The 26,415-nt window shown below is 45.8% G+C and carries 18 protein-coding genes, 1 tRNA gene and 1 pseudogene; 7 read left to right on the top strand and 13 right to left on the bottom strand.

The genetic code is table 11. The features are described from left to right. Positions 1-34 precede the first annotated feature (34 nt). The 3 genes from QUB24_RS07185 to QUB24_RS07195 all read right to left on the bottom strand — a co-directional run bounded on the left by QUB24_RS07185 (position 35) and on the right by QUB24_RS07195 (position 6,005). Entirely contained in the window at positions 35-1,735 is a 1,701-nt protein-coding gene (locus QUB24_RS07185) for an EAL domain-containing protein (protein WP_333151939.1), read from the bottom strand. After that, on the bottom strand, positions 1,735-4,107 hold the full coding sequence (locus QUB24_RS07190) for a PAS domain S-box protein (RefSeq protein ID WP_333151940.1): 2,373 nt from the start codon (positions 4,105-4,107) through the stop codon (positions 1,735-1,737). Before QUB24_RS07190 ends, QUB24_RS07185 begins: the two co-directional genes overlap by 1 nt. Before the next feature lie 695 nt (positions 4,108-4,802). Next, a complete protein-coding gene (locus tag QUB24_RS07195; RefSeq protein ID WP_333151942.1) occupies positions 4,803-6,005 on the bottom strand; it encodes a WD40 repeat domain-containing protein in 1,203 nt (400 codons plus the stop codon). Positions 6,006-6,420: 415 nt separating this feature from the next. Between QUB24_RS07195 and QUB24_RS07200 the strand changes: the two genes are divergently transcribed. Together QUB24_RS07200 and QUB24_RS07205 are read left to right on the top strand one after the other, a co-directional pair. Beyond that, on the top strand, positions 6,421-6,795 hold the full coding sequence (locus QUB24_RS07200) for a DUF1257 domain-containing protein (RefSeq protein WP_333151944.1): 375 nt from the start codon (positions 6,421-6,423) through the stop codon (positions 6,793-6,795). A 46-nt stretch (positions 6,796-6,841) separates the two neighbouring features. Further along, positions 6,842-7,048 carry a hypothetical protein gene (locus QUB24_RS07205; protein ID WP_333151946.1) on the top strand — a complete coding sequence of 69 codons (207 nt, stop codon included), beginning with the start codon at positions 6,842-6,844 and terminating at the stop codon, positions 7,046-7,048. A 222-nt stretch (positions 7,049-7,270) separates the two neighbouring features. Here the strand turns inward: QUB24_RS07205 and QUB24_RS07210 are convergent, their stop codons facing one another. Further along, positions 7,271-10,474 carry an endonuclease/exonuclease/phosphatase family protein gene (locus tag QUB24_RS07210; RefSeq protein WP_333151948.1) on the bottom strand — a complete coding sequence of 1,068 codons (3,204 nt, stop codon included), beginning with the start codon at positions 10,472-10,474 and terminating at the stop codon, positions 7,271-7,273. Between the two features lie 1,088 nt (positions 10,475-11,562). On the opposite strand from QUB24_RS07210, the gene QUB24_RS07215 reads away from it, so the two are divergent. Beyond that, on the top strand, positions 11,563-14,646 hold the full coding sequence (locus QUB24_RS07215; protein WP_333151951.1) for an esterase-like activity of phytase family protein: 3,084 nt from the start codon (positions 11,563-11,565) through the stop codon (positions 14,644-14,646). Between the two features lie 279 nt (positions 14,647-14,925). On the opposite strand, the gene QUB24_RS07220 is transcribed toward QUB24_RS07215, so the two are convergent. Both QUB24_RS07220 and QUB24_RS07225 read right to left on the bottom strand, forming a co-directional pair. Next, entirely contained in the window at positions 14,926-15,303 is a 378-nt protein-coding gene (locus tag QUB24_RS07220; protein ID WP_333151953.1) for an ISAs1 family transposase, read from the bottom strand. Between the two features lie 130 nt (positions 15,304-15,433). Next, positions 15,434-15,829, bottom strand: a complete 396-nt coding sequence (locus QUB24_RS07225) for an ISAs1 family transposase (RefSeq protein ID WP_333151955.1) — start codon at positions 15,827-15,829, stop codon at positions 15,434-15,436. Positions 15,830-15,910: 81 nt separating this feature from the next. Between QUB24_RS07225 and QUB24_RS07230 the strand changes: the two are divergent. Then, positions 15,911-17,280: pseudogene (locus tag QUB24_RS07230) on the top strand (IS4 family transposase). A 107-nt stretch (positions 17,281-17,387) separates the two neighbouring features. After that, positions 17,388-17,621: a hypothetical protein gene (locus tag QUB24_RS07235; protein WP_333151957.1), complete on the top strand. Its 234-nt coding sequence runs from the start codon at positions 17,388-17,390 to the stop codon at positions 17,619-17,621. A gap of 78 nt (positions 17,622-17,699) precedes the next feature. On the opposite strand, the gene QUB24_RS07240 is transcribed toward QUB24_RS07235, so the two are convergent. The 6 genes from QUB24_RS07240 to QUB24_RS07265 all read right to left on the bottom strand — a co-directional run bounded on the left by QUB24_RS07240 (position 17,700) and on the right by QUB24_RS07265 (position 22,772). Then, positions 17,700-17,773 (bottom strand) — tRNA-Val (locus QUB24_RS07240). Positions 17,774-17,859: 86 nt separating this feature from the next. Next, complete coding sequence (locus QUB24_RS07245; protein WP_333151959.1) at positions 17,860-19,923, bottom strand: serine/threonine-protein kinase; 2,064 nt, start codon at positions 19,921-19,923, stop codon at positions 17,860-17,862. Between the two features lie 106 nt (positions 19,924-20,029). Further along, complete coding sequence (locus QUB24_RS07250; protein WP_015175311.1) at positions 20,030-20,476, bottom strand: SRPBCC family protein; 447 nt, start codon at positions 20,474-20,476, stop codon at positions 20,030-20,032. Positions 20,477-20,659: 183 nt separating this feature from the next. Continuing rightward, the gene (zds, locus tag QUB24_RS07255) at positions 20,660-22,096 is read right to left on the bottom strand and encodes a 9,9'-di-cis-zeta-carotene desaturase (RefSeq protein WP_333151961.1); all 1,437 of its coding nucleotides are present in this window, start codon (positions 22,094-22,096) and stop codon (positions 20,660-20,662) included. A 60-nt stretch (positions 22,097-22,156) separates the two neighbouring features. Then, positions 22,157-22,528, bottom strand: coding sequence for a type II toxin-antitoxin system PemK/MazF family toxin (locus QUB24_RS07260; protein WP_333151964.1), 372 nt, complete (start codon positions 22,526-22,528; stop codon positions 22,157-22,159). After that, positions 22,518-22,772, bottom strand: coding sequence for a hypothetical protein (locus QUB24_RS07265; protein ID WP_333151966.1), 255 nt, complete (start codon positions 22,770-22,772; stop codon positions 22,518-22,520). Before QUB24_RS07265 ends, QUB24_RS07260 begins: the two co-directional genes overlap by 11 nt. A 28-nt stretch (positions 22,773-22,800) precedes the next feature. Between QUB24_RS07265 and QUB24_RS07270 the strand changes: the two genes are divergently transcribed. Then, positions 22,801-22,947 (top strand): hypothetical protein, encoded by a 147-nt coding sequence (locus QUB24_RS07270; RefSeq protein ID WP_333151967.1) that lies wholly within the window; start codon positions 22,801-22,803, stop codon positions 22,945-22,947. Here QUB24_RS07270 and QUB24_RS07275 read toward each other — a convergent pair. Further along, a complete protein-coding gene (locus QUB24_RS07275; protein ID WP_333151970.1) occupies positions 22,930-24,576 on the bottom strand; it encodes a DUF6930 domain-containing protein in 1,647 nt (548 codons plus the stop codon). The genes QUB24_RS07270 and QUB24_RS07275 overlap by 18 nt on opposite strands. A 760-nt stretch (positions 24,577-25,336) precedes the next feature. Between QUB24_RS07275 and fba the strand changes: the two genes are divergently transcribed. Beyond that, positions 25,337-26,413: a class II fructose-bisphosphate aldolase gene (gene fba / locus QUB24_RS07280; RefSeq protein WP_333151971.1), complete on the top strand. Its 1,077-nt coding sequence runs from the start codon at positions 25,337-25,339 to the stop codon at positions 26,411-26,413. The last annotated feature ends 2 nt before the right edge of the window (positions 26,414-26,415 follow it).

Below are 26,415 nucleotides of genomic sequence, written 5' to 3' on the forward strand. Positions count from 1 at the left end.
CAACAGTCAACAGTCAACAGTCAACAGTCAACACTCAACACTCAACAATTCCGGAGGATTGCAACCGGAATTGATGTAAATCCCAGCACTTATCGCTTTTCAGCAGCGCTTCAAACTCAGCCCTTGGCAAAGCTTGGCTGAAAAGATGGCCTTGAATTTCGTCACATTCGTGTTCGCACAAAAAATCAAGTTCCTGCTTATTTTCTACCCCCTCAGCCACCACCGTCATGTTCATGCAGTGTGCCATTTGAATAATCGCTATTGTGATCGCTGCATTTTGGCGATCGTCTGCAATATCGCGAATAAAACTCTTGTCAATTTTGATCACATCAAACGGAAAGCGTTTTGGATAACTCAAAGAAGAATATCCCATTCCAAAATCATCAATTGCTATCCTAATCCCCTGCTCTTTCCACACCGTAAAAGCTTTAGCTGCTGCAATTTCGTCTTGCAAAACCAGACTTTCCGTCAGTTCTAATTCCAAACACTTGGGATCGAGAGCGGTTTCTGTTAATATCTCCCTGACTCTTTCCGTGAAATTTTTGCGCTCGAATTGACGGGCTGATACGTTAACTGCGACTCGCAGGGGCGGTAAACCTGCTTTTTGCCATGTTTTAGTTTGCCTGCAAGCAGTCTCTAATACCCATTCACCCAACGGCGCAATCAAGCCCATCTCTTCAGCCATTGGAATAAATTCCCCCGGAGAAACTCGCCCCCGTTCTGGATGATTCCAGCGCACCAAAGCTTCAGCACCAATAATTTTACCTGTTTTAATTGCTATTTGCGGCTGATAGTAGATTTCAAATTCTGAGCTTTTTAAAGCATGGCGCAGGGAAGTTTCTTGAAGAATTGTATTGATGAAATAATTAGCATTTGTGGGCGTATAAAAATGATAATTATTGCCGCCTTTCTGCTGAGATTGATACATTGCTATATAAGCATTTTTCAGCATTTCATCTCCGTCGGTGCCGTCTCCGGGATACAAGCATATCCCGATACTAGCAGTGACATAGACTTCGCAATCTTTGACAATCATAGATTGGGATACAATATCTAAAATGTTTTGAGCAATCTTAGCCACATCCTGTTTTTCTGCAACTGGTTTAAGAATCAGCGCAAATTCCGCCGCTTCCAAACGAGCAACAATATGAATGTTTTCCATGCAGTTAGTTAGCCGCTGGGCGATGCTGCAAAGCACCGAGTCGCCGATATCGTGTCCCCAGGTACTGTTAATGCGGTTGATTTTATCTAAGCTAAGCGTGACAACTGGAACGACTCCTGACAATTCTTTTTGACCATCTAATACTCGACTTAACTTTTCTCGCAAAAATGAACGATTCGGCAGGTTGGTCAAGCTGTCATACTGGTGTCTGTAGAGTGCCAGTTGAATAGTTGTGTGCAAGTTTTTTTCTTCAAATGGCTTGACAATATAGCCAAACGGTTTTGTACTATTGACTCGTCGCAAAGTAGTTTCATCGGCATAGGCTGTCAGATAAACTACCGGGATTTGAAATCGCAAGCGAATTTCTTCCGCTGCTGTAATGCCGTCGATTTCTCCTTGCAGGTTAACATCCATTAAAACTAAATCCGGGCGCAATGTGGCGGCCGATTCAATCGCTTCTTCTCCCGAATAGACCATCCCAGTTATTCTATATCCTAAAGATATCAAACTGTCGGAAATGTCTTCCGCAATGATGCTCTCGTCTTCAACTATCAGAATTTTTTTGTTGGACACTAATTTTTCTCCTCAGAGCGTAATTTTGGTTGACAAAAGGTTATTCTAAAAGTCGTGCCAGCAGTTTCTAACAGTTCTATTCCCCCCCGGATTTGCTTGACTAAAGACCCGACCAATCGCAAACCCAATGTTCGGGCTTTGCGATAATCTAAGTCTTGAGGAAAACCAATTCCGTTGTCACTCACGGTTAGCACGCAAAATCTGTTATTATCTAAAGTGAAATCTATGTTAATTTTACCTTTAACTTGTCCTTTAAAGGCATATTTGAGGGCGTTTGTCACAAGCTCGTTGATAATTAACCCGCAAGGAACTGCCGTATCAATATTGAGAGAACACGGCGCAATATTTGTTTGCAAGTTGACGCCTTCTGCATGATTTTCATAAGCTTGGAATAAATTGTGGGCGAGATTTTGGATGTATTCAGCAAAGTCAATGTTTGACAAGTCTTTGGATTGATACAATTGTTCGTGAACCAGGGCCATTGATCTGACTCGGTTTTGACTTTCTTTTAACATTTCACTAACGCGGCTGTCTTGAATGTAGCGAGACTGAAGTTTCAGCAGGCTAGAAATAACTTGGAGGTTGTTTTTGACGCGGTGGTGAATTTCTTGGAGAAGGACTTCTTTTTCGGCGAGGGAGGCTTTGATTTGATCTTCATCCCGTTTGCGGTCTGTAATGTCGCGTACTACAGCTTGGAGAAATTTTTGTCCGTTAATTTCCATTGCGTTTAACAGAACTTCTGCAGAAAATTCTGAACCGTCGAGTCGTTGGTGTACCCAGTCAAATCGACAGCTACCTATGAGCATTGCTATGTTCATTTTCTGTGCAGCTAAACTGGCTGAATCTTGTCCGTTAGGCTGAAACGGCGGAGAAAATTCCCTCGGATGCTTGCCGTAAAATTCTTGTTTGTTGCTACAGCCAAATATTTTTAAGGTGGCGGGGTTGCAGTCAAAAAACTCCTTTTCGTCAAGCAACATTACTGCGTCGCTGGTGGCTTCATAAAGGCTGCGAAATTTGTGTTCTGATTCTTGCAACGAGCAGATCAATTGGTTTTTGAGAGCTTCCGCACGCTTGCGGTCAGTAATGTCTATTCCTACAGAAACTGCTGCGGTTCCCTGATGATATTTCTGAGCTACTATCAAATAGTTGCGGACGAAACCGTTAATTTCTATTTCTATTTCTTGGCAGATTTGCTGAGATGAACTGTCAAAAAAAATTCGGATCAGTTCTCCGAAAGTCGAGCCTTTGTCGAGAAAGTTGATTTCTTGACCGACAAAGCTTTCAGGAGACAGGTTGAATGAGGTTGCTAAGTGCTGGTTGACTCCAATATACCGCAAATCTGAACTGATCCAAGAAATCAGTCCGGGTACGGCATCCAAAACGGCGCGAAGTTGGTCTGTAGCTTCTTGGAGTGCTTCTTCCGATCGCTTGCGATCGCTAATATCTGTCGCCGTTCCGCACAAGCCTAAAATAGCGCCGTTTTCAGCTTGGTTGACGATGCTGTTGACGCGCAGGTGAACGGGAGTACCGTCTTTGCGAATGTGTACTGTTTCGTAAGGAGAATTAGCGGTTTGCGGCTGTATTTTGGTTTTTGCTAAAAGTTGGGCAAATATTTCTCTTGGTCTACTTTCTTGATCGGGAACTAAAAAATCGGTGAAGCGCCGTCCGATCATTTCTGGCGGTTCGTAACCGTAGATGCGTTTGGCGGCGGAATTGACAAAAGTCAAGAGGCCTTCAATATCGATCGACCAAATCAATTCTTGGGAGGTTTCTACGAGGTTACGGTACTTTTTTTCGCTTTCGGCAAGTGCTACATTGAAGACTGCCGTTTGCTGCTGAAGTCTGTCTTCTAATTCTTGATTTGCCGTTTTCAGAGTGGCGATGAACTGCTCGCGCTCGGTAATTTCAGTAGAAACACCAACTGCCCCGACAACTTCGCCGTTTCCATCTCGCAGGGCTGCCGATCGAATTTCGTGAATACAATGCCTCTCTCGGACGTTCCAAGTGCGATCGTTTCCTGCTAGTACCTCGGCAATATTTTCTAAGATATCTGGCTGGCTGCTGTAAACTTCAAAAATCGATCGCCCGACAGTTGCACCTGGTTTGAGTCCCAAATTTTCTAATCCTTTCCCTGCTGCAAGGGTTAACTTGCCGTCTCTGTCTGTTGCCCACAGGAAAACGGGGGCACAACTGACGGCGGCGTGAAGGGTTTCGTTGGCTTGTTTGAGCCGATCGATTTCTGCGTGAAGCAGATCCTGGGTGGTGTTTAATTCTACCGTTAGTTGATCGGCTTTTTGCTGCCAACTGGCAGCAGTATCGCACATTTCTGCGAGATTGCGGGAACGACAGATGGATTGGTTGCAGTGTGACATGGTTACTCTAGGGCGCACTGTATATTTAACCTCAGCCTATCTTTTAAGCATAAACTTTTTAAGTCACATATTACAATTAGCACGAATACTCATGCGACCAATCTGCCATATATTAAAGCTACCTTAAAGGATTCAGAAATTGCGGGTATCTCAGGCTTTCCGGCGACAGTTCACAAATTGATCATAAGCTGAATAATGCCTGCCCGTCAGTATTTTTACGGTAACTATTTGTAGTAATGCAAAAACAAGTTCCGCAATTCTCGGCTTGCACAAGAACTAGGATTGTAAATTTATTATATTTGTTTGCGTAGATTCACGCACCGAGGAATCTGGAATCAGGAATTTGGAAATATTAAACAGTCCAGGACGCACTCTTGATATCATATCCGGTCAATTACCAGTCATAAAAAGTGTTTGTAGTTAGGAAGTCCGTCCGGGCGAGTTTTATGAGAATAGTCCTGGACGCAGGCTTGCTTTGCTAAACCGGCTTTATACGAAAAAAGCTGATTGAGTGATAAAAAATATAATAATATCCTTTATGTTTGCATGGAAATAATATTTTCTTAGTCTGGTATTAGCGGAAATTCAATTAATACCCGTCAATAAAATTGCAACTTTAGGCAAGCTCCCAACCTATAGCCGAGCAGTCATTCCCTATTCTTCAATCTCAAATCTCAAATCTCAAATCTCAAATCTCAAATCTCAAATGGTATAACTCCCCAATTTTTGACCGTTTTGTCTATACTTCCACTGATAATAGTTTCACCATCGCTGCTAAAAGTAAGACAAGTAACAGAGTTTTGATGTCCGCTGAGAGTGTGAATATTTTCGCCTGTACTGGCCTTCCAACATTTGATATTACCATCAGCACTAGCACTAAAAACAGTGCGTCCGTCGGGACTAAAGGCGATCGCATTTATCGAGTTAAAATGCCCCGCCAAAGTGATTGAACTATCTGGATTAGATAGCTGCCGCAGTTGAATGTTTCTGTCCCAGCCACCAGTCGCCAAAGTCTGCCCGTCTGGACTGAAAGCCAGACAATTCGCATAACCTTTAATTGTTTGGAAGCATTCTCTGCTGCGGAGGTTCCACAGTTTAATTGTACCGTCAGAACTGCTGCTAGCGAGAGTTTGTGCGATCGGGCTAAAAGCAAGACTAACAATTCCTGCTTTATGAGCTCCCCAAGTTAAAAGATTGCCAAAAGTACAGATTAACTTTCCCGTCTCTAAATTCCAAATTTTGATAGTAGTATCTGCCGAACCTGTGGCGATAACTTGACTGTCGGGACTGAGGACAATTGCGCTAATTTCCCCTTCATGTCCGAGGGAAGTATGCCGCAATTCTCCTCCTTGCCAAATTTCGATCGCACGATGTTTCGGAGTATTTCTGCTCCTCACCAAAACTTCGCTTTCTTGGCAAAGGACAAAAGTTTCTTGAGCGCGGGGATACTTGTCAACAGTATAGAGTATTTCTCCTGTATCTACATCGCAAATTCTAATTATTTTCCCGTGCAAACTCGCCGTGCAATCACCTCCGGGACTAATCGTCAGATTTGTCCCTGTTTTGACAGTGCGGATGCAGTCAAAAAGCTTGTAAGGCACGAATTCTTTTAAAGCTTGGCGCACTAGAGGTTCTGTCCTCGGTTGCAAAATTAAATAAGCAACTCGCTGCACTTCTGCTGCGGGGTCAAGCAGCGCCTCAATTGCTAAATTTAAACCAGCGCCTCCGTATTTAGGAGCATCTTTAACAGCGGCAATCCGCGACTCGATACTAGGACTGTTGAAGCGCTGCTTGACTCCTGCGATGCCTCCCAAAACAGCGCCGGCGATCGGGATTTGACTTTGGCCGCCGAGGACGGCATCATATTCTCTGGGTTGGTTAGAATTGTCGGCCATCATAGGATTTTAGATTTTAGATTTTAGATTTTAGATTGGAAGAATTGGAGGATTGCAGAAAGCGAACTCACGGATGAATCATAGGATTTTAGATTTTAGATTTTAGATTTTAGATTTTAGATTGAAGAATTGGAGGATTGAAGAAAGCGAACTCACGGATGAATCATAGGATTTTAGATTTTAGATTTTAGATTGAAGAATTGGAGGATTGAAGAAAGCGAGCTCACGGATAAATCGGGGGAATTGTTATCGGATACTATCTTTTTAATTTCTGCACAGATGAATCCGGTGGCTTGTAACCTGGCTACTTTCGCTGACGCTCAAACCTAGTTGAAGAGCGCAACTTATAACTTATTGACTGTTGCAGTTTATAGTATTATAATCAAATTAGCGTTTCACACAAAAATCCGAAAGTGATATGTCACACTTCACAACGATCAAGGTTCAGATCAAGAACGGCGAACTGCTACATCAAGTGTTGGAAGAGTTGGGTTATCAAGTAGAGTGCAATGTGCAGGTACGGGGTTATCGGGGTGACAAAACTAATGCCGAGTACGTGATTCGGCAATCCAATGGTTACGATTTGGGTTTTCGCCGCAGCGGAGAGGATTACGAATTGGTGGCGGATTTGTGGGGCGCTCGAATTAATCAGCAGGAATTTGTCAATTCAATTAGTCAAAAATACGCGCGGAAAAGTTTGATGGCGGCGGTGCTGTCAGAGGGTTTTCATGTTGAAGAAGAGGAAACTTTGGCAGATGGAACGGTGAGAGTTGTAGTCGGTAGATGGGTGTAAGACTCGCGCTGGATTAACTCGTTTTTAGGTATCAAGAGGAATCACCATGTGGCGATCGGCGATCGTACTAATTATCCTCGCGCTTGTAGTTGGCATTTTTGGGGCGATCGCCCTTGGATCATACCGCAGGCATCTCGGTACTAAGGAACTGCGAGCCAATCTGGAAGCTGGGCGATCGTCAATTCAACCTCTCACATTTGATGGCGAAACCTTGATTACAGGGATTTTGGATCATCCAAGTCCACCTGTTTAACCTACTCTAAAGGTATTAAATGCTTTTAGCATCATGGTTTCAGAAACGTTGTCACCCCGTAAACTCCATTCCTAAACCTTATAGAGGTCTAGAAATGGAGTTCATCAGAGGAGTATTATGCCCTTAAGCTGGTTGAGCAATCGTTTGGGTGATTTCCTACGGTAAAAATGCTAATACAAAGCACTTACACTGACTTTTCTAAAATTGCTCAACCAAACACCTCTAAAATACAAAGTTGTTCAGAGCGCTCAAGTCGGCCGCCAGAACGTTTTCGACAGTAATGTAATTTTTGAATTTGTTGTCATTACTGAAGCCATCTTGATTGATCTGGAGGACAACTTTGCTATCTCTTTGAACCAACTGCACATAACCATCCGCGATCGCGTTTTTGCCGTCGTAGCCCCCAGGAACCAAGCTATCGAGCAACTGAGTGAGAACTATTTTATCAGTGCCAGTGATAAAGTCCTCAATCCGATCTCCTGAATCCTCAATGTTGGTGTAGACAAAGCGATCGCTACCACCGCCACCCGTAAGCCTATCCCCACCTTCACCACCAGTAATGACTTCATTCAAATCGGTGCCAGTAAAGGAATCATTTTTTGGTGTCCCGACATACTGAGGAAAGGTGAAACGAGTCACACTGGGATCGTGGTCACTATCCTGATCCGCAAACTCAGAGTTGATATGAACAACATCAAACTCATCTAAATTATTAAACAGCGTATTGCTCGCCAAGATGTGATCCAAAACCTGCGCGTTGCCTTGGAAGTTGTAGGTGTACTGCTCGTTGGCGGGTAGAGTCTCGATCAGATTGTTCAGGATTGGTGTACCCACACCACCCGGTGTCCCTTTAAGGATGTTCAAAGGTTCAGAGAACGGAAAGTCATTCAAGTCACCCAAAACAATTACATTTGCCGTAGAGTCAGCAGCGACAAGGCTATCTACAAAGTTGTTAACAATCTGCGCTTGCTGACGGCGTTGGATTTCACTCGTGAGGACGGGAGGCTGGTTCGGGCCAAAGAGGGACTGATCGCCGCCCTTGGAATTGAAGTGGTTTCCAATCACAAACAGCTTGTGACCGTTAAATATAAACTCCCCAACCAACGGCTTACGGCTATTGGCAAACGCATCACCATCTGAGAGGTCAGTGTCAACGATCCGACCCGGACTAAAGGAAAGCTGCGGGTCGCCACCAACATTATTTACAGTGGTTTGCGTTGTGGCTGTCCCACCCGGACGATCTACATACGTGACCCGTTCTGGCTTAAATAGAAAACCGACGCGGATATTTCCCCCCGGTTCACCACCATCCCGGTCATCAGTTGGGTTAATCTGACGGAACTCATAAGTCGGGCCGCCTGCCGCCTGAATCGCTGCGATCAAAGTGTTGTAGGTCGTGGCAGCATCAACAACGCTATCGTTAGTCGGGCCGTTATTGTCTTGAATCTCCTCTATGGTAATAATGTCCGGTGATTGCAGGTTAGTAACGATGCGTTGAGCCAAGGCATTAAACTGGGTAGCCCCATCACCTGGGTCTAAGTTCTCCACATTAAAGGTAGCGACTGTCAGCTTGTCATCAACTGGGTTTAGGGTAGTGACTTCCTTCTCTAATGGACTAGGAGTATTAACAGTGATGGGGGAAGTTGCCAGCACTTCGTAGTTGTTGAAGTTGTAACTGATAACCCCGGTCACTGTATCAAGTTGCGATCCGACATCTACCAAGGCTGACGAAGAGCCAGGACGAATTAGATCATCCTCAATCTGAATGCGTTCTGGGTTAAAGTCATTGGGGCTGATGAGGCTACCCCCACGAGCCGTCCGCCCCGTGGCATCTGTGCCATTGTCATCAAGTACCCAAATTTCCCCAAAACTGTTTGTCGGACTAACTGCTACAGGATTGTTAACCTGTACCAGCATTCCTTCTAAGCTTTCATAGTAATCAATGCCTTCAGTAGTAGGCTCAAAATCACCGCCTGTTTCCACGTTGCCAGGACTTCCAGCGGAAAAGTCATTGTTAATGGCTGTTGTCGGAGGATTGACAATTGTGGGGGTAATCGTAGTTGTGGGTGCTGTTGTCCAGGGAGTAACGCTCAAAGCCTGTGTCGAGGTGTTACTAATCTGGGTAGTGGTGAGGTTATTCGCATTCCCTGCAGGACGGAACTCGCTCACCGTACCCGTGACGAGAACAGCACCACCGATGCTAACACTGTTGAGAATGGCTGAACCTGCGGAATTCGTGCCTGTGAAGACAAAAATTCCCTCAGATGTTGCAGCATCGGCATCGGGCGTGGGGTCTTGGAGGTAGAATCCGTTAGAAGCTTTGGCGGTAACGATTCCGGCAACATTGAAGACACCGACTCGATCGGTTGCAGAGGTAAGAAGGGGGGAGATGTGATCCGTTCCTTGGATGTCGCGGATGCGGGTCAGTGACACATCGTTATCTGCAATGGTCACTGTGGCTGTACTCGCACCACCGAGGTCATAGTTGCTGGTATCGACTAGATTGAGCGTGACAGTTTCATTGCCTTCTACTGCACTATCGTCTACTGGGGCGATCGCCAAATCGACAAAGGATTGCCCCGCGTCAATGGTGGCAGTTCCCGTCAAGTTGGGCGTATAGTCCGTGCCATTAGTCGCCTGACCCGAACCCGTGGCGACGGTGTAGTTCACATTCAGGGCTGCACTCGTGTCGCCTGTGCGTGTAATTCTAAACGTCCCTGGCTCTTGCCCTGCCTCTGCTGCGTTTGTGTCTGTTGCCTGGAGTGTGACCGTTGTTGTCGGTTCGCCACCACCGGGAGTGCCTGTGATGCTGATGTCATCAACCCCAATCCACTCATCATTCCCAACAGCGTTGGTTGTGATCACCCGAAGCTGAACTTGAGATTGATTCTGTGCTGCTGCTGGCAACGTGACATTAACTGGTGTGACTTCGGTTGCTAAACTTGGACCTGTGCTGGCATCTGCAACGTAGCCAGCAGGGATATTAATAAAATTGCCGGATGTCCCGACGCGGTATTGCAAAGCAACTGGTTGAACAGCGTTATCGACAGATCCATCCACATCGCGGAGATTGAAGGAGACGTTGATGTTCGTAACGCCGACAGTGTTGAGGTAAATCAGCAAAAAAGGGGCATCTGCTGTACCAGAACCAGTAAGGGCAACAACGGGGTTCGCGAGCTCAAATTCAGCAACACCACCGGTGGTGAAGGTATTGGGATTGGTCTGATTTGCATTGACATCAATTGGCGATGTGCCGGCCACAACAATGGTTTGTGGATCTGTTCCCGTTGCGCCTGTTAGTTCATCTCCGCGAAAACCATCAATACTTGGGATACCAGACCAGTCATCATTAACAGCGATGAGACTTGTGTTTGACCAATCCTGCGTTAGCGAACCGATAAGAAGGTCGTGATATGTGGGTGCCATTGGTTGGTAGAACCTGTTTTGATTAGTGTGGAAATTTGTTGAGTTGGTTGGCGACGATCGCACGGGAGAACGCCATCTTGAATTTAAAGGTGCTTTGAGGGCGATCGCTCATCCTCAAAAGCTTTGAGGTTTCCAACCAGGGGACTAATTTGTACTAAGAATCTCTAAGTTACAACAACGAATCTGGCCTCACTAAACAGTCAGACCAAAGGCGAGGAAGCACGAACGACTTACTTAGCTTAGATAAAGATTTTTGGCTAAGGTGATAGCCAGTAACAAATATCTTTAGCGTCTGATTTAGAAACATCTTGTTACTCGCGCTACAGATTTGATTCGTGAAGCCACCTAGACTGTTTCTAAGTAGCCAGAAATACTGAACCCTTGGATACTCTACACAATTTTTGTAAAGGAAAGGTTAATTTTAAATTAAACCTAGGAGTTTTTACGGGAGCTTCACGTTTGACAGCCAATCTCTACTAACTCTTCATGTCTAATGAGGGTAAATATATCAGGAATTACGCAGGCAGAGTACATACAGTACATATAGTTTACTGGCATACGTCTTGATTCAGTTTTACTCTCTAAAACCCGACCTTCTAAATCGCACCACTCTCTTTTTCCCAACAAGAATCGTTAGAGAACCGATTGGGGATATCTGATGGCGAGCTAAGATTAGAAATAAATGCCATAATCCAGTAACTTAACTGACTCATAGTGGGATCTTATCGAACCACTACTGCCGCAAAGGAAGAAAACCAGACTGCTTCGGTGGAGAAAAAGACAAATATAGAATGGTATCTTTTATCAAGTGAAAAATAGCTGTAACTGGTGTACTCTCCCCAAAGACTTGCCCGCTACTAGACCGTATTCAGGCATTACAAGCAGTAGCGGACTCATGAACTTAGTGAGCAGATAATTACAACCCGACTGCGGAGCGATATTATACCAAGCTGTCAGGAACGATCGGCTCAAGGAAGCAAAGTGTGCGAGTGTTTAACCAGTAAATAATCAGTCTTTAATCTTAGCGTGAGACTATACTCCAAAAGCCGAAAATATTTGACTTCAGCAGTATAGAGGGGTGACTGAACGTGGCAGCAATTAACGGCACATCAGGGAATGACACATTAAGCGGGACGATCGCAGCGGACTTGATTTCTGGGTTGGGGGGCGATGACGCCATCTCCGGTCAGGAAGGAAGCGATCGGCTTTTTGGCCATGCAGGCAATGACTTTTTATTAGGCGATTCGGGAAATGACGCACTCTACGGCGGTCGAAACCGCGATACCCTTCAAGGTGGCGAAGGAGACGATTTTCTCTCCGGCGACCTCGATCGCGACATTTTAACTGGCGGTGGCGGTAAAAATATTTTCGCGATCGGCCGAATCGGAACACGCACTACTGGCGGTTCCCAACTCGAAAATGCTGACCTGATCACCGATTTTGTTAAAGGTCAAGACTTAATTAGTTTAAGTGGAATCTCCCCGGCTAATATCGAAATTTCTCAAGGTACGGGTAATTTCAGCAACAGCATTGTTCTGCGAGATACAGCAACTAACGAATTTCTCGCGATTTTGGAGGGAGTCAACTCCTTGGATGCAGGAGATTTCACGGTAGCCCAAAACTCAGTTCCGGGAGTTCGCTTTTCTAGCTTCAACGCTTCTTTGAACCGCAGTAATGCAGGTCGGTTAATTACAGATTTATCTACTCCCAACAACCAGCAAGCAAAGAATGTCGCTGAAACAATTCAGCGGGTGAATCCAGATGTTTTGTTAATTAACGAATTTGACTACGACAGCAGCAGCACAGCGCTAGATTTGTTTCAGCAAAACTATCTGTCAGTCAGTCAAAATGGCGCAACTCCTGTTAATTATCCCTTTCGCTATACTGCCCCTTCTAACACGGGCATTGCTTCGGGTTTAGATTTAGACAACAATGGTTCCGCTGTTACACAAATTGGTGTAAACGGTTACGGCAACGACGCTTTCGGGTTTGGGGATTTTCCCGGACAATACGGAATGGCTGTGTACTCAAAATATCCCATTGATACTGCCAATATTCGCACGTTCCAAAACTTCCTTTGGAAAGATATGCCAGGGGCATTATTGCCGGATGACCCGTCTACCCCCGCAGCAAATGACTATTACTCGCCTGATGAATTAAACGCATTTCGCCTTTCGTCCAAGAGTCACTGGGATGTGCCAATCAATATCAACGGCGAGATTGTTCACGCCTTAGTCAGTCATCCGACACCGCCTGTATTTGACGGCCCTGAAGACAGAAATGGCAGGCGAAATCATGATGAAATTCGCTTTTGGGCAGATTACGTTACTCCCGGTAGAGGTAGTTATATTTACGACGATCGCCGCACAGTTGGCGGACTTGCTCCCAATGCTAGTTTTGTAATTATGGGCGACCAAAATGCTGATCCTGTTGATGGGGATAGTTTTGACAATGCGATTTTGCAGTTGCTAAATAACTCGCGAGTAAATACAGGAGTCACTAGCGCAATTCCTGCAAGTTTAGGCGCAATTGAACAAGTAGCAGACGGCGGTAATAATGTCAACCAAAAAGGCAATCCTGCTTTTGATACGGCGGATTTTGGAGATGCAGGAAATAACCCAGGAAATCTGCGAGTTGATTATGTTTTGCCGTCGGCTGACTTGCCAATTAATGATGCTGGGGTATTTTGGCCTTTGACGACAGATCCGCTGTACAGATTGGTGGGCGATCGCCAAACTGCGGAAAATACTCCTACTTCTGACCACAGTTTAGTTTGGGCCGATATTGCTGTGGGCGATCGCTCTCCCAGCACCAGTGTCAGAAATATCAACTTCATCGGACAAGCTACTTATCCAACAGGTTCCGTCACTGTCGAAGGCACACAACTTGGCGGACTTTCTGGCATTGATTACGACGCAATTAACAACCGCTATTACACTATTTCTGACGATCGTTCGGACAGAAATCCAGCCAGATTCTATACTCTCAACATCGATTTAAGTTCTGGTTCGCTGTCTAGTTCCGGGATTGATTTCTCTGGGGTGACAACTCTGCTCAACCAAAACAATCAACCTTTTGCTACTAATACTATCGACCCGGAAGGCATCGGTTTAACGAGTAACGGTACTGTGTTTGTTTCCTCAGAAGGCGAAGTCAGTACCTTGGCTGGTAGACTTCAGAGTCCCTTTGTCAACGAGTTTGCTTTAGGAACTGGTCGCCAGTTGCGACAATTACCCGTACCCTCAAAGTTTGTACCAGTTATAGGTCCAGCAGATGCACCAACAGCGGGAATTCGCAACAATTTAGCTTTTGAAAATCTGACAATTACTCCTGATGGGAGATTCTTGTTTACAGCAACGGAGAATGCTTTAGTGCAAGACGGGCCGATCGCAACAATTAATACCGGTTCGCGATCGCGCATCCTCAAATACAATTTAACTACAGGACAGCCGGAACAAGAATTTCTTTATCTAACTGACCCGGTGGCAGTTCCAGCAGTTCCAGAGACAGGCTTTAATACAAACGGTTTAGTGGAACTGTTGGCTTTAGACAATCGCGGCACTTTCTTAGCACTAGAACGCTCTTTTTCAGCAGGCGCACCTGGCACGGGAAATACCATCAAACTCTACGAAGTCCGGCTAAACGGAGCCAGCGATATTAGCGATATTACTTCGCTGAATGCTATTAACATTAATACTGTCAGACCTGTTGAGAAACGCTTGGTACTCAATTTTGACACCCTGGGTTTGCCGACAGGGTTGGATAATGTTGAAGGTATGACTTTGGGGCCAGTGTTGCCGAACGGACAGCAATCTTTAGTGCTAGTGAGCGACAATAATTTTAGCGCTACCCAATTTACTCAAATACTAGCTTTTGGGCTGGCTTTGGAGAATGAAATTCCCCGGCGATCGCAGTCACTAGATATTCTGACTGGTGGTGGTTCGAGCGCGGGGGCGATTGCACAAGACTATAACATCGACAGTGCTTTGATAACAGACTTCAGAGCAGTTTCTGGCTTGATGGGGTTCGATACCGAGCAGAATTTTGCGATCGGTTCCACAGCAACAAATCTCCCTAGAGTCGGCGCAGTTAGCCAACCAGTCAGTCAAATAGCTACTGAGCAGAATGTTTCTTTATCTGTGCCTTCTGCCTTCGGAAGGGGAGCTTTTTAGTCTCGGTCGAACTCAAGTCTTGTTTAAACTTGCAAATCCTGTCTCTGTACAGGCAATTAATTGGGCATCGCCGAATTTATAGATAGACGCCATCTCCTTGTCCCCACCAAGGGTTTTAAATGACGCATAATTCTTTTCTGGAGACGTCTATGAATTGCCCTGGTCAAAAAGGTAATACTTTTTTGAAGCGTTGGATAGGAAACCAAATCATGCCTACCCCAATGCTGCTTAAAGCTGCTTGTTGAGCAGCATTGGGGTAGCAGGGTAAGAGCATCTCAATCACGCTTGACAAAAGGACTCAGAAGAATCTAATATATTGTCAGCCAAACAAGAACGGATAATTTGAATCAGATAATCATTATCCATAGCTGCCCTTTTCATTTTTTGTCGAAGACTACGTTTGTAAGTCGGTTCACGATTGAGGGCATTCAGCGCAATACGTCGCAGGACAGCTAAATTCTGGGAACTGTGGAAAGAGCGAATCCGGCAAGCATCTTCAGCAAAGGTACAATCTAAAGTCCAATGAGCCTCATTTTCAATCCCCCAATGTTTTCGGATAGCTCGACCTAAAAGTTGAGTATCACTATCTAAAGAAGTTAGATAAAATTGCACTTCCCCAGTAGTTTTATTCCAAAGATGACGGACTCGAACCACCATGACCACACTTTAAAGTCCCGCCCCTAATCTGGGTTGGTAAAGCTCACGGATGACTGTAATTGGCACCGACCCAACTTGACTGATTTCTCTAGGATGATGACCGGATTCAATCCGTTGGTCATAACTAACATCAAGCCCAGAAAAATGATGCGCCGAGTGCTTGTTGAAACCATTCTCTAACCTGAGCATATAAAGTTGGATGATTAGCTTTAAGTGAGAGAACATAATTCCCTTTCTTGTCAATAATCTTTTGAGCAATCTCAGTTTTAGTCCCCATCGCATCAATAGTAATGATACAATCAGTAATGTCTAGCAACTCTAATAAGGCCGGAATCGCCGTAATCTCATTGGATTTATCATCCACTTTCATCGGTGCCAAAACTACACGTTGTTCAGCAGACCAAGCATTAATAACATGAAGTGCCGATTTCCCTTGATTACGGTCATAAGAACCTCTAATTGTCTTACCATCAATGGGAATAATTGCTCCTCCTGTCCATTTGTGACAAGTTAAGAAAAAGTGCAAATTGTCAAGGGGTAGACCAAAAAAGGTAAAATAGGATGAAACCTTTACCGGGCAAGCAGTTGAGCCATAATTGAACCAGTTATGATTCGCAAAAAACGAATCAACCGAGATCATGCAAAGAAAAAAAAACGTCCCCAAGTAGAAAATGAAGTGATCGCGAATCACCTGGAAGATTTATTAATTCCGGCAATGGCGGCCCAAAAAACTTTTTATCGGCAACTAAATTTAAGAGATAGAATTCTAACACTACCATTAATGATGGCAGCAATATTAAGTTTATTATGGCGATCCGTAGCAGGAGTAACAGAGTTAACCAGATTATTAAATAGAGAAGGATTTTTAGGGTGTCAGCCACAAGAAATTAGCCAACAAGCATTATCACTCAGATTTTTAACTTTTCCCGCAATTTTATTTGAAAAAGTATTTAAATAATTACTACCTCATCTTCGACGAAAATGGTTGATGAGAAAATCGAGACCATTACCAGATAGCGTACAATTTGCCTTAAAAAACTTTGAGAATATCTGGATAGCTGACGGCTCAACATTAGAAGCCTTATTTCGTAAACTAGAAAGTTTAAAAGTTTATCAGATCTGCCAATTGGTCAATTAGCCGGAAAAATGGGAGTAATTATAGACCTAGTAACTCATCTTCCCGAAGAAATTTGGTTGGGGGAAAATCCGAAACAAGCAGATACTAATTGGGAGGAAGGCTTACTAAAAACAGTTAAGCCTAAAACCTTACTATTATTGGATAGAGGCTTCTATCATTTCGCTTTTTGGTCAAAACTCATTTCTCAAGAAATTGGATTTATCACTCGAATCAAGAAAGGTGCATCTTATCAAATCGAGCGGGTATTAACCAATACTTATGATGTCAAATACCTGATAATTAAAATAGGTGCAGGCACAAAACAGACACCAGCTTTGACTATAAGATTAGTACAGATTCGCTCTAAGACTTCCTGGCGTTCTTATCTGACAATTGTCCGAGAACCTGAAATATTGCCCCCTATGTAGTAGCAGATTTATATCAAAGACGCTGGCGAATTGAAGACGCATTTTGTACAGTAAAGAGACTCCTAAATTTAAGTTATTTATGGACTGGTTCGTCCAACGGAATCCAGCTACAAATCTGGGCTACTTGGCTATTTTATGCGGTTTTAGTAGATTTAGGAGATGCAGTTGCGGATGAATTAGGAGTGCCAATTGAACGTATTTCATTAGAAATGATTTATCGGGGGATGTATCATTTTTCTATGGCATATCAAAAAGGATTAGCTTCTGACCTAGTTAAGTATTTTGCCTCCGATAAAAATCAAGATTTAGGGATTGTTAAGCTAGGCGTGAAAACCTCATGTCAGGCTAATTATTTCTCCTTTCCCTGGAACTCAAAGAAGTCCCGAACAATTTTTTTTCAATAATAAAGGAACAAATGGAGTCATATTTTAATTGGGTCAGCAGGTAAAAAATGAGTAAAATTACTCATTGACAATAGTGCTTTTAGCTTAACTTGTGAGTAATGCGAGCGCAACGGCGATTTGGGACTAAAGGTTCAGATGCTGGAGCAAGAGCTCAAGGAAGTGCGGCGCGATCGGGAGGGAATTGAGACAGAACTCTCCGACCTGAGACAAAAATCAAAAAATGATGCACCCAGGAAAAATTTTCCCGATTTTCCAGAGCCGGCCGACTTGCTCAACCAGTTAAAAGCGCGGCGTAAAAAGTCGAGGGCGGACTTAGCTGATATGGAGGTGGTTTTGGAAATACTTAGCTATGCTCAAGAGCAAGATTGAGCGACAGATGAGCGGAAAACGGAACTTTTGCTAGGACGGCAAACCTAAAACCCTTGATTTATAAATGATGGAAATTCATGGACACAACTGGACTCGAACCAGTGACCCCTACGATGTCAACGTAGTGCTCTAACCAACTGAGCTATGCGTCCTCACGAATTCCTAATGTAGCAGAACATTCGATCGCCTGTCAAGCATAAATATGAAATTTTTTAAGCAGGCACTCTTGACATCGCCCCTAATGCCCCATCCCCCGCCAAATCTTCACAGTTCGATCGCCCGCACCGCTAGCCAAACTCCCCCCATCGGGACTAAACGCCACCGACAAAACCTCCCCCCCGTGGCCCGTCAGAATTTCCAGCAAACCCCCCGTACCCGCATCCCACAAATAAATCGTGCCATCCCGACTCCCTGTCGCCAAAACCCGACCATCGGGACTCAACGCCAGACACAAAACATCCCCAGAATTGTCCCTCATACTCCGCAGCAGCGTCCCTCGCCCCTGTGCATCCACCCGCCACAGCTTCGCCGTACCATCCCGACTCCCCGTCGCCAAAACAGATCCCCCCCCAGCCCCCCCTTGAGAAGGGGGGGAGATAGAAGAAATCGGAGCAAAAACGATCGCCCGCACCCAATCCCCGTGCTCGGCCAGAGTACAAATCGATCGACCATTTTGCCAATCCCACAACTGCACAGTCTTGTCCCGACTCCCACTAGCCAAAAACTCCCCGCCAGGACTAAAAGCCACCGCCTCCACCCCGCCAGCGTGACCAGTCAAAGCCGACATCCGCCTTCCCTTATTCAAATTCCACAACTGCACAGTTTTGTCCCGACTGCCGCTAGTCAAAACCTGACCATCCCGACTAAACGCCACAGCAGAAACCCTGTCAGAATGACCAGCCAAAGCGTACCACCACTTACCCTTATTCAAATCCCAAATATGAATCATTTTGTCCCGGCCGCCACTAGCCAAAGTCGCGCCATCAGGACTAAACGCCACACAAGTCACCCAGTCAGAATGACCCGTGAGAGTGTACCACCGCTTACCGGTCTCCAACTTCCACATTTCAATCGTCTTGTCCTCACTACCGCTAGCTAAAGTCGCGCCATCAGGGCTGAAAGCTACCGACGTAACAGCATTAGAATGCCCTACCAGAGTATGAACACACCTCCAAGTAGGCGCGCGTGCGGGTACAACCCGCTGCATCGGCGGCACAGGTAAAATGGTGCCTGCAACCGTTGGCGGCACTGTATTCTGCACCACAGGCATCCTCTGCGGCATGGGAATTTTAGGCGCTGGTAGGGGCGGTGCCCCCGTGCCCGCCCCCGTGCCCGCCCCCGTGCCCGCCCCCGTGCCCGCCCCCGTGCCCGCCCCCGTGCCCGCCCCCGCAGACTGCTGCGGCTGCAAATCTTTCAATACCTCAGCTACAGATTTGTAGCGCCGACTGAGACTCGATTCGATCATTTTGTCGAGGATGCGACTTAATTTCGGATCAATTGAAACCTTCAAAAAGTCTCGCCAAACCCAAGCATCTTGATTGATATCAAACAAATCAAAAGGAGATATTTGAGTCAGCAAATAAATGCAAGTTACTCCCAAACTGTACAAATCACTGGCATAAACCGCTTGACCTCTAATTTGTTCCGGCGCCACGAATTCGGGAGAACCGATGACTGTACCGGTTTCTCTCAAACCCTCCACAACTTTTGCAGCGCCAAAATCAACTAAAACTAATTCCCCGGTTAATGTGGGGTAAGTATAAATGATAGGAGTTTGAGAAATGCGGCGCCGGATAATATTGGGCGGTTTAATATCTCGGTGAATTACACTACGATCGTGCACGAACTGCAATACTGGCAATAAATCCTTCAGCAGACTAAGAATCTGACTTTCGCTGAAAGGCCCACTCCGCGCCAACTCTTCCTGTAAATTTTGACCTTCTATAAATTCCTGTACCAAATACTGATAGCGTTCCTGCTGAAAGTGCGCCAGCAGTTCGGGAATTTGCGGGTGTTTCCCCAACTCGTCCAGCCGCACCGCTTCTCGGTTGAATAATTCTGCTGCTTTCTCGCTGCTGCTGGTACCTTGGGATAGGGGGAAAAACTGTTTAATTGCACAGCGCGGTTTTGAGGGTTTGTCTTGGTCTACTGCTAAAAAAGTGCGGCCGAAACCGCCGCGCCCAAGGGGTTTGATGGCGCGGTAACGCTCTCTGAGCAACAGTTTGGAGCCGCAATTCAGGCAGAATTGGGTACGATCGGCATTTTGCGGGTTTTGACAGGCGGGGTTTAGGCAATAACTCATAACTAAACCGAGAAGGAATCAGCAGCACATCTCTATGATACTGACGCCCAAGCGCGATCGACTCTCGCGTTACAATTAAAAACCAAAGGACTTGAGTCCTCAGAATTTAAGATGTCGCTTTCACTTTCAGAGCATACTCTTTAAACCTTTCCAAGTCAGCCTGAATTGTCGATTCAACCACGCGGCCGAGAAATAGGTTATCCATCAATTTTCCCAGCCAGCCGGGAATTCCGTAAGCCACTGTCAGCTTGACGATACTGCTGTCTTTGCGATCGTAAAATCTTACGGCACCTCGATTTGGTAAGCCGTCTACCGATTCCCACTGAATTATCTGATTCGGCACTAATTTGAGAATCCGAGAAAGCCAGCTAAATTCTAACCCGCCAGTTGCGAGTTTCCAGCGAGACAATTCTGGATCTTCTTCGAGAACATGAACAGATTCTATCCACTTCATCCAGCGCGGCATTTGCTCTAAATCTGACCAGAGTTGCCACGCTAATTCGATGGGAATTGCCACTTCTACTTGGACACTGTGTTCTAACCAATCAGTCATGCGATTTTAGATTTTAGATTTTAGATTTTAGATTTCTGGTTCCCAGGCTCTGCCTGGTAACGCAGATCCAGATGCTCTGCCTCGCGTTTTCTGTCTAAATACTGGAGGCGGAGCCTCCTGATAGGCATTCCCAGGCAGAGCCTGGGAACGAGAGAAGGAGAGAAAACGAGAGACGACTAATGACTAATGACTGTAAGCTTCGAGAATTGCCTTAGCCGCTTGATGGCCTGAAAGTGTCGCTCCTTCCATGCTATCAATGTAGTCTTGCTGAGTGTAACTTCCTGCTAGAAAGAAATTGGCTATCGGAGTTTTTTGAGCGGGGCGGAAAACATCCATTCCCGGTGCTTCCCGATACAAAGATTGAGCTAGCTTAACTACACTGTACCAAGTCATGTTTAATTCCCGCGCTGAGGGAAATAAATCCTGAACTTGCTTAAGTACGTGTTGGGCGATCGCCTCATTGCTTTGTTTAATAAACGGATCTCCCGGTGTTAGCACCAACTGGAGCAGCGAGCCTTGTCCTTCTTTATAATAATCCTTGGGACTTGCCAGCGCTAGGTCTGCAAAACAAGAAAAATCTGCATCTGCTGAATACAGCAAATTATCGATTCCTACAGCGTGGCTCAACTGTTTGCGCTTGGCTTCGTCTTCCAGTTCCGTTACCCAACCGTCGAACCGCAATTGTACTGTAGCAACTGGCACCGCATCTAATTTATAAATGTTGTCAAATTCTGACCATTTGCGCCAAGCTGGGGGCAATATTTTCTGAATTCCTGGTACGTCGCAGGCGAAAACGTAAGCGTCTGCGGTAATATTTTCTTCGGTTTCGCCGTTAGCTACTACCAAGCCTGTTACGCGGGTTTCTTCGCCTTCTTCAAACTGAATTTCTCGGACTCTGCGCCGCGTGTAAATTTTTGCTCCTTTACTTTCCAAATATTCCACAATTGGTTTGTGCAAATATTCGTTGGGAGAACCAGCCAGCATCCGCATGACAGAGGCTTCGGTTTTTGATGCAAAGAATTGAAAGATTGTCAACATACACCGGGCAGAAATATTTTCAGTGTCGATAAAACCCAGTGCGTAGGCGATCGGATTCCACATTCTTTTAAGCGAGTTTTGGTTGCCCCCTTGACTGCGGAACCAGTCAGCGAAGCTAATTTTATCCAAATCGCGGATAGTTTTCATCGCTCCTTCAAAGTCTATCAAACCTCGGACGATCGGGCTAGTTCCCAGGGCGATCGCATTTTGAATTTTGTCTTGTACGGATAGCTGGGATGTAGTAAAAAATGCCTTCAATCCGTGCAAAGGAGCACCCACGGGAAAGCGAAAATCCAAAGAACCAGTTTCGCCGCCTCGATTGATAAAAGTGTGGACGTGTTCTTTGAGGAGCAAATCGTCAAAAGCTCCCACTTTTTTCATCAGGGCAAATAAGTTATAATAGCAGCCGAAGAAGACGTGCAAACCCATTTCAACGTGATTGCCGTCGGGATCTACCCAACTGCCGACTTTGCCGCCAACAAAGGGGCGGGATTCAAAAATTTCTACTTCGTGGCCGGCCTCCACTAAATCGACTGCTGTGGTCATTCCAGCCAGTCCCGCACCTGCGATCGCAACCCGCATTTTACCTATCCTTTACAGTATTTTTACAAATTGTAACAAAATTTAGAATTTCCGAAACATTCAAAGTTCATAAATGGCGATCGACACTTGTACAGCCCTCTGAATTCTTGCTAGGACATCGGCACTAAGTTGACCGTAAGGGCCTTGTTCTAGGAATGTCTGCCGCCAAGCAGAAACGTTTTCACATACAGCTAGAGACTCAGCTTGCAATCCTCCCTCACCCGCAGGAATCAAGACACGAGTAGGATTTTCTACTCCTGCAAGGTTACTTGTGAAAGGAACAACAATTACAGAATCAGTAAACTCGTTGCGGATATCGGGAGAAACCACAACTACAGGTCTTTTTTTGGTATCTCCTAACTGACGCAAAGCCCTTGAAAGATAAATCTCACCTTGGCGGGGATAAGTTTTTGCTGTTGAGTTAGAGTCCATCGCTGTTCCATGTTTCTTCTATCTGTTCTTCTACAAAATTAAACCACTCTTTTTCCTCCTCAATATCCTCGGGGCTGCGGTTTTGATAAAACTTCCGCAACTTATCTTCTATTTGCTTAGCGTACCAGAGACGGAGAGCTTGTTCGATCGCCTCCGTCCAATCATCAGTAAGTTGGTCTATTTTCTCCGCGAATTCAGCATCAAGGGCGACTAACACTTCTCGCTTTTGAGTAGAATTTGACATAATCATTTTCCTTGATAATTTAAAAACTATGGTGCGCTGGGGCGCACCTTGGATATTACTTTTACCTCTTCCTTCTCACAACAGTCAACAGTCAACAGTCAACAGTCAACAGCCAACAGTCAACAGTCAACAGTCAACAGCCAACAGTCAACTAACTTCAAAACATCGGCATTAACTGAAGTGGCCCAATTCCCAACTCTTTAGCAGACACCCAGCGCACCTCAAGCAAAGCGATCATATCCTTAAACTGAGGCTGACCGCGAGAAGCACCCATCAACCCTTTAGCAATAATCAAACCGCACCAACCGTTGGTTAATTTACAGCGGCGATCCCACTTCTTGCGAGCTTCCTGATGCACCGGATCGTCTTCATTAAACTCCCCAAACAAATACAACTCGCCATTTTTAGTTTGCAAAATACCCAAGTCGTATTGCTCATCCTGAAAAGGATTTTCGCCCGGATTAAAACCAATCCCCTTCACACCTCCAGCTTCTTTCAAATCCTGAATCATAGTTTTTGCCTTCGGATGAGAAGTTTGGATCATCACCACCGGCAAACCATCTCCGGCGGTATTAATATCAATTTCTGCACCTTGGTGAAACTGGACACTTTGGCGCAGGAAATCTACCGTTTCCCAAGGTACGGCACCGAGACTCAAAAATGAATTTTGCGGCACCAAATCGTCCCGCAGCAGTGGCTTGTCAAATTCATCATCATCGTCATCATCGTCATCATCGTCATCACCGAGCATCTGTAATAATTCGTCTGATACATCGGGCATCGTGGAAACTTTAACGGATACCTGTTGAATTTCTCCGTCAGGCTGCGGCACAGGGATGCGGTAGCGGCTGCTAAGAGTGGGAAAAGTGTCTGAGCCCAATTTCCGGCGGCCGTTGCGGAAAAAGCGATGAAATGCTTCGAGAGCCACTAACATCGTGAGGGCTTCTTCTTCGTAAAGGATCGATCGCAATCCTTCTAAAGGATGTAGGTTGCCGAAATTTGGTTCAATTTCCGATGGAGGCAAATCGGCTAAATCAATTTCGTCGTCGTCCTCATCAATATCTGCTGCACTTTCAAAGGTAACAAACAAACAGTCTTGCCCTAAAAAAGCCTGTTCTAAATCTTCAAAAGATTCATCGTTGACGACTCGTTCTCGAAACCGTTTCAAGGATTCTAGAGAACGGTACAGTAAAACTCCGTAATCCATTCTGCCTTGCCCCAATACGGACACGTAGAGGCTGGCGACATCCCACTGATTGATTTCAATAGATATAATTTGGTGTTCCCTCAAAGTCCGCCACGGAGCGTCTTGCCAAATTTGAGCAGCTTTTTCCATTAAAACTTCAGCATACTGAGGTGGCAACTCAGGAGGTCTGTTGATCGCTACCTCTTCCATGCCTCGAAATATTTCGTCAATTAGGGGCAACTCCGGCACGTAGTCAATGGAAATGCCTAAATCTTGAAGTACGCCCCGCAGATAAAATTGAATTTCTCGGTTTTTGACTACTATTTTTTGGGGGCGGACTGCGGGAGCCGGACTTTGGGGATGTTCCATTGCCCGTAGCAAGGCCCGGACGAGCGCCTCTGGGCCGGCATCTGGGCCTACCATGTCCATAGCCCTCACGACTCCTTCGGAGCCATCGACCCAGAGAATGCACTCGCCACCAGCTTCTAGAACGTCATCGTCATCTAGCATCATGTGTGAGTCAGCATTAGATAAGGGTCGGCGATCGCCCTCCCACACGCTGGGAATTTGAGGTAAGTTTTGTAGCCGACGAAGAGTAGTGCGATTCAGCGCTGCCATAGAGTAAGCCCGTTGGGTGAAGCATTGTTGCGGTGCCGGTAGCCGGTCAACCGCTGCTTATCAATCATAAACCCTATAGGGGGAGAGGACATCGAGCTGGGGAACGAGGCCCTACGGGAATTAAAAATTAGAAGGTAAAAATTCTGCCTTCAGCATCTAACCCAAGGCCTTCTGGCGAATGCCTGTACAATGGAGGGATAAGATTAAACTCTTTTGGCGTAAGTCCCGCGCTGTAATTGTACTCTATTGGGCGTCGGGATATAAGCTTTCGCAAGGCTTGTGAAAAAGAGCGACAAGTTCCTAATTTCTCTAGCAAAAAACGTGTAAAATATAAGTGGTTGCGACCCACCCACTCGACTGCAAACAACAGGCTACAGTAGCACTAAGATGCTTGGCAAGGACAACAGACCGCGAGAAAGGGGGAAAAAACAGACCGCTGGTTTACAGGGTACGCCCTGTTGTGAAATATAATCCATGTTTGTTGTACGAAAGAGTTTTTTGCCTTGGGAAACAGGGTTTCTGCGTGGGTTCCCTAGGAAGGGATAAAGGGTGTAAAAGCCCAGAGATGCTGTGTCAGACTCGGATCGTCTTCAGTGACGAATCTCTGTAATGAGATACCCAACAGAGCAACGGCAAACGAGACACGAAGCCCGAACTATAACGGTATTCCGTTTAGTTTGGGTATTTCACTATTATCGTAAGAATTGAGCTTGTCCAAAATTCACTGCCCAAAAATCACAAATAATTAGGAGGAATATCTATGGCGCTTGTACCTATGCGATTGCTGCTCGACCACGCGGCTGAAAATGGTTACGGCCTACCGGCTTACAACGTCAACAACATGGAGCAAATCCAAGCGATCATGCGCGCTGCTGACGAAACCAACAGCCCCGTGATTCTGCAAGCTTCTCGCGGCGCTCGCTCCTACGCTGGCGAAAATTTTCTGCGCCACTTGATTTTGGCAGCAGTTGAAACCTATCCTCACATTCCCATTTCCATGCACCAAGACCACGGCAATGCCCCCGGCACTTGCTATTCTGCCATGCGCCAAGGTTTCACCAGCGTCATGATGGACGGTTCTCTGGAAGCGGATGCTAAGACTCCTGCTAGCTACGAGTACAACGTTCAAGTTACTCGCGATGTGGTGAATGTTGCTCATTCGATCGGCGTTAGCGTTGAAGGCGAACTGGGTTGCTTGGGTTCTCTGGAAACAGGAATGGGCGAAGCAGAAGATGGCCACGGCTTTGAAGGTGCGCTTTCTCACGATCAGTTGCTGACAGATCCTGAACAAGCTGTGGATTTCGTCGAGCAAACCGGCGTTGATGCTCTAGCAGTTGCGATCGGCACTTCTCACGGCGCTTACAAGTTCACTCGCAAGCCGACTGGCGAAATTTTGGCAATCAGCCGCATTGAAGAAATTCACCGCCGCTTGCCGAATACTCACTTGGTAATGCACGGTTCTTCTTCTGTGCCCCAAGAATTGCTGGAAATCATCAACAGCAACGGCGGCAAAATCCGCGAAACCTACGGCGTACCTGTGGAAGAAATCCAAAAGGGTATCAAGTGCGGCGTTCGTAAGATCAATATCGATACTGACAACCGTTTGGCGATTACCGCTGCGGTGCGCGAAGCTTTGTTCGCCAAGCCCGATGAGTTTGACCCCCGCCACTTCTTGAAGCCGTCGATCAAGTATATGCAGAAGGTTTGTAGCGATCGTTACAACTCTTTCGGTTGCGCCGGTCACGGTACAAAGATTAAGCAAGTGTCTTTGGACGATTTTGCAGCTAAGTATGCTAAGGGCGAATTGAGCGCTCCTAAGAAGGCTGTAGCTGTTTAAGA

It is taken from the genome of Microcoleus sp. B9-D4 (genome assembly GCF_036705105.1).
Lineage (GTDB): Bacteria > Cyanobacteriota > Cyanobacteriia > Cyanobacteriales > Microcoleaceae > Microcoleus.

Excerpts from the sequence above, each read along its gene's own strand:
- QUB24_RS07190 (WP_333151940.1), bottom strand. The coding sequence starts at position 4,107 with ATGTCACACTGCAACCAATCCATCTGTCGTTCCCGCAATCTCGCAGAA.
- QUB24_RS07195 (WP_333151942.1), bottom strand. The coding sequence starts at position 6,005 with ATGATGGCCGACAATTCTAACCAACCCAGAGAATATGATGCCGTCCTC.
- QUB24_RS07200 (WP_333151944.1), top strand. The coding sequence starts at position 6,421 with ATGTCACACTTCACAACGATCAAGGTTCAGATCAAGAACGGCGAACTG.
- QUB24_RS07205 (WP_333151946.1), top strand. The coding sequence starts at position 6,842 with ATGTGGCGATCGGCGATCGTACTAATTATCCTCGCGCTTGTAGTTGGC.
- QUB24_RS07210 (WP_333151948.1), bottom strand. The coding sequence starts at position 10,474 with ATGGCACCCACATATCACGACCTTCTTATCGGTTCGCTAACGCAGGAT.
- QUB24_RS07220 (WP_333151953.1), bottom strand. The coding sequence starts at position 15,303 with ATGGTGGTTCGAGTCCGTCATCTTTGGAATAAAACTACTGGGGAAGTG.
- QUB24_RS07235 (WP_333151957.1), top strand. The coding sequence starts at position 17,388 with ATGCTGGAGCAAGAGCTCAAGGAAGTGCGGCGCGATCGGGAGGGAATT.
- QUB24_RS07245 (WP_333151959.1), bottom strand. The coding sequence starts at position 19,923 with ATGAGTTATTGCCTAAACCCCGCCTGTCAAAACCCGCAAAATGCCGAT.
- QUB24_RS07250 (WP_015175311.1), bottom strand. The coding sequence starts at position 20,476 with ATGACTGATTGGTTAGAACACAGTGTCCAAGTAGAAGTGGCAATTCCC.
- zds (WP_333151961.1), bottom strand. The coding sequence starts at position 22,096 with ATGCGGGTTGCGATCGCAGGTGCGGGACTGGCTGGAATGACCACAGCA.
- QUB24_RS07260 (WP_333151964.1), bottom strand. The coding sequence starts at position 22,528 with ATGGACTCTAACTCAACAGCAAAAACTTATCCCCGCCAAGGTGAGATT.
- QUB24_RS07265 (WP_333151966.1), bottom strand. The coding sequence starts at position 22,772 with ATGTCAAATTCTACTCAAAAGCGAGAAGTGTTAGTCGCCCTTGATGCT.
- QUB24_RS07270 (WP_333151967.1), top strand. The coding sequence starts at position 22,801 with ATGGTGCGCTGGGGCGCACCTTGGATATTACTTTTACCTCTTCCTTCT.
- QUB24_RS07275 (WP_333151970.1), bottom strand. The coding sequence starts at position 24,576 with ATGGCAGCGCTGAATCGCACTACTCTTCGTCGGCTACAAAACTTACCT.
- fba (WP_333151971.1), top strand. The coding sequence starts at position 25,337 with ATGGCGCTTGTACCTATGCGATTGCTGCTCGACCACGCGGCTGAAAAT.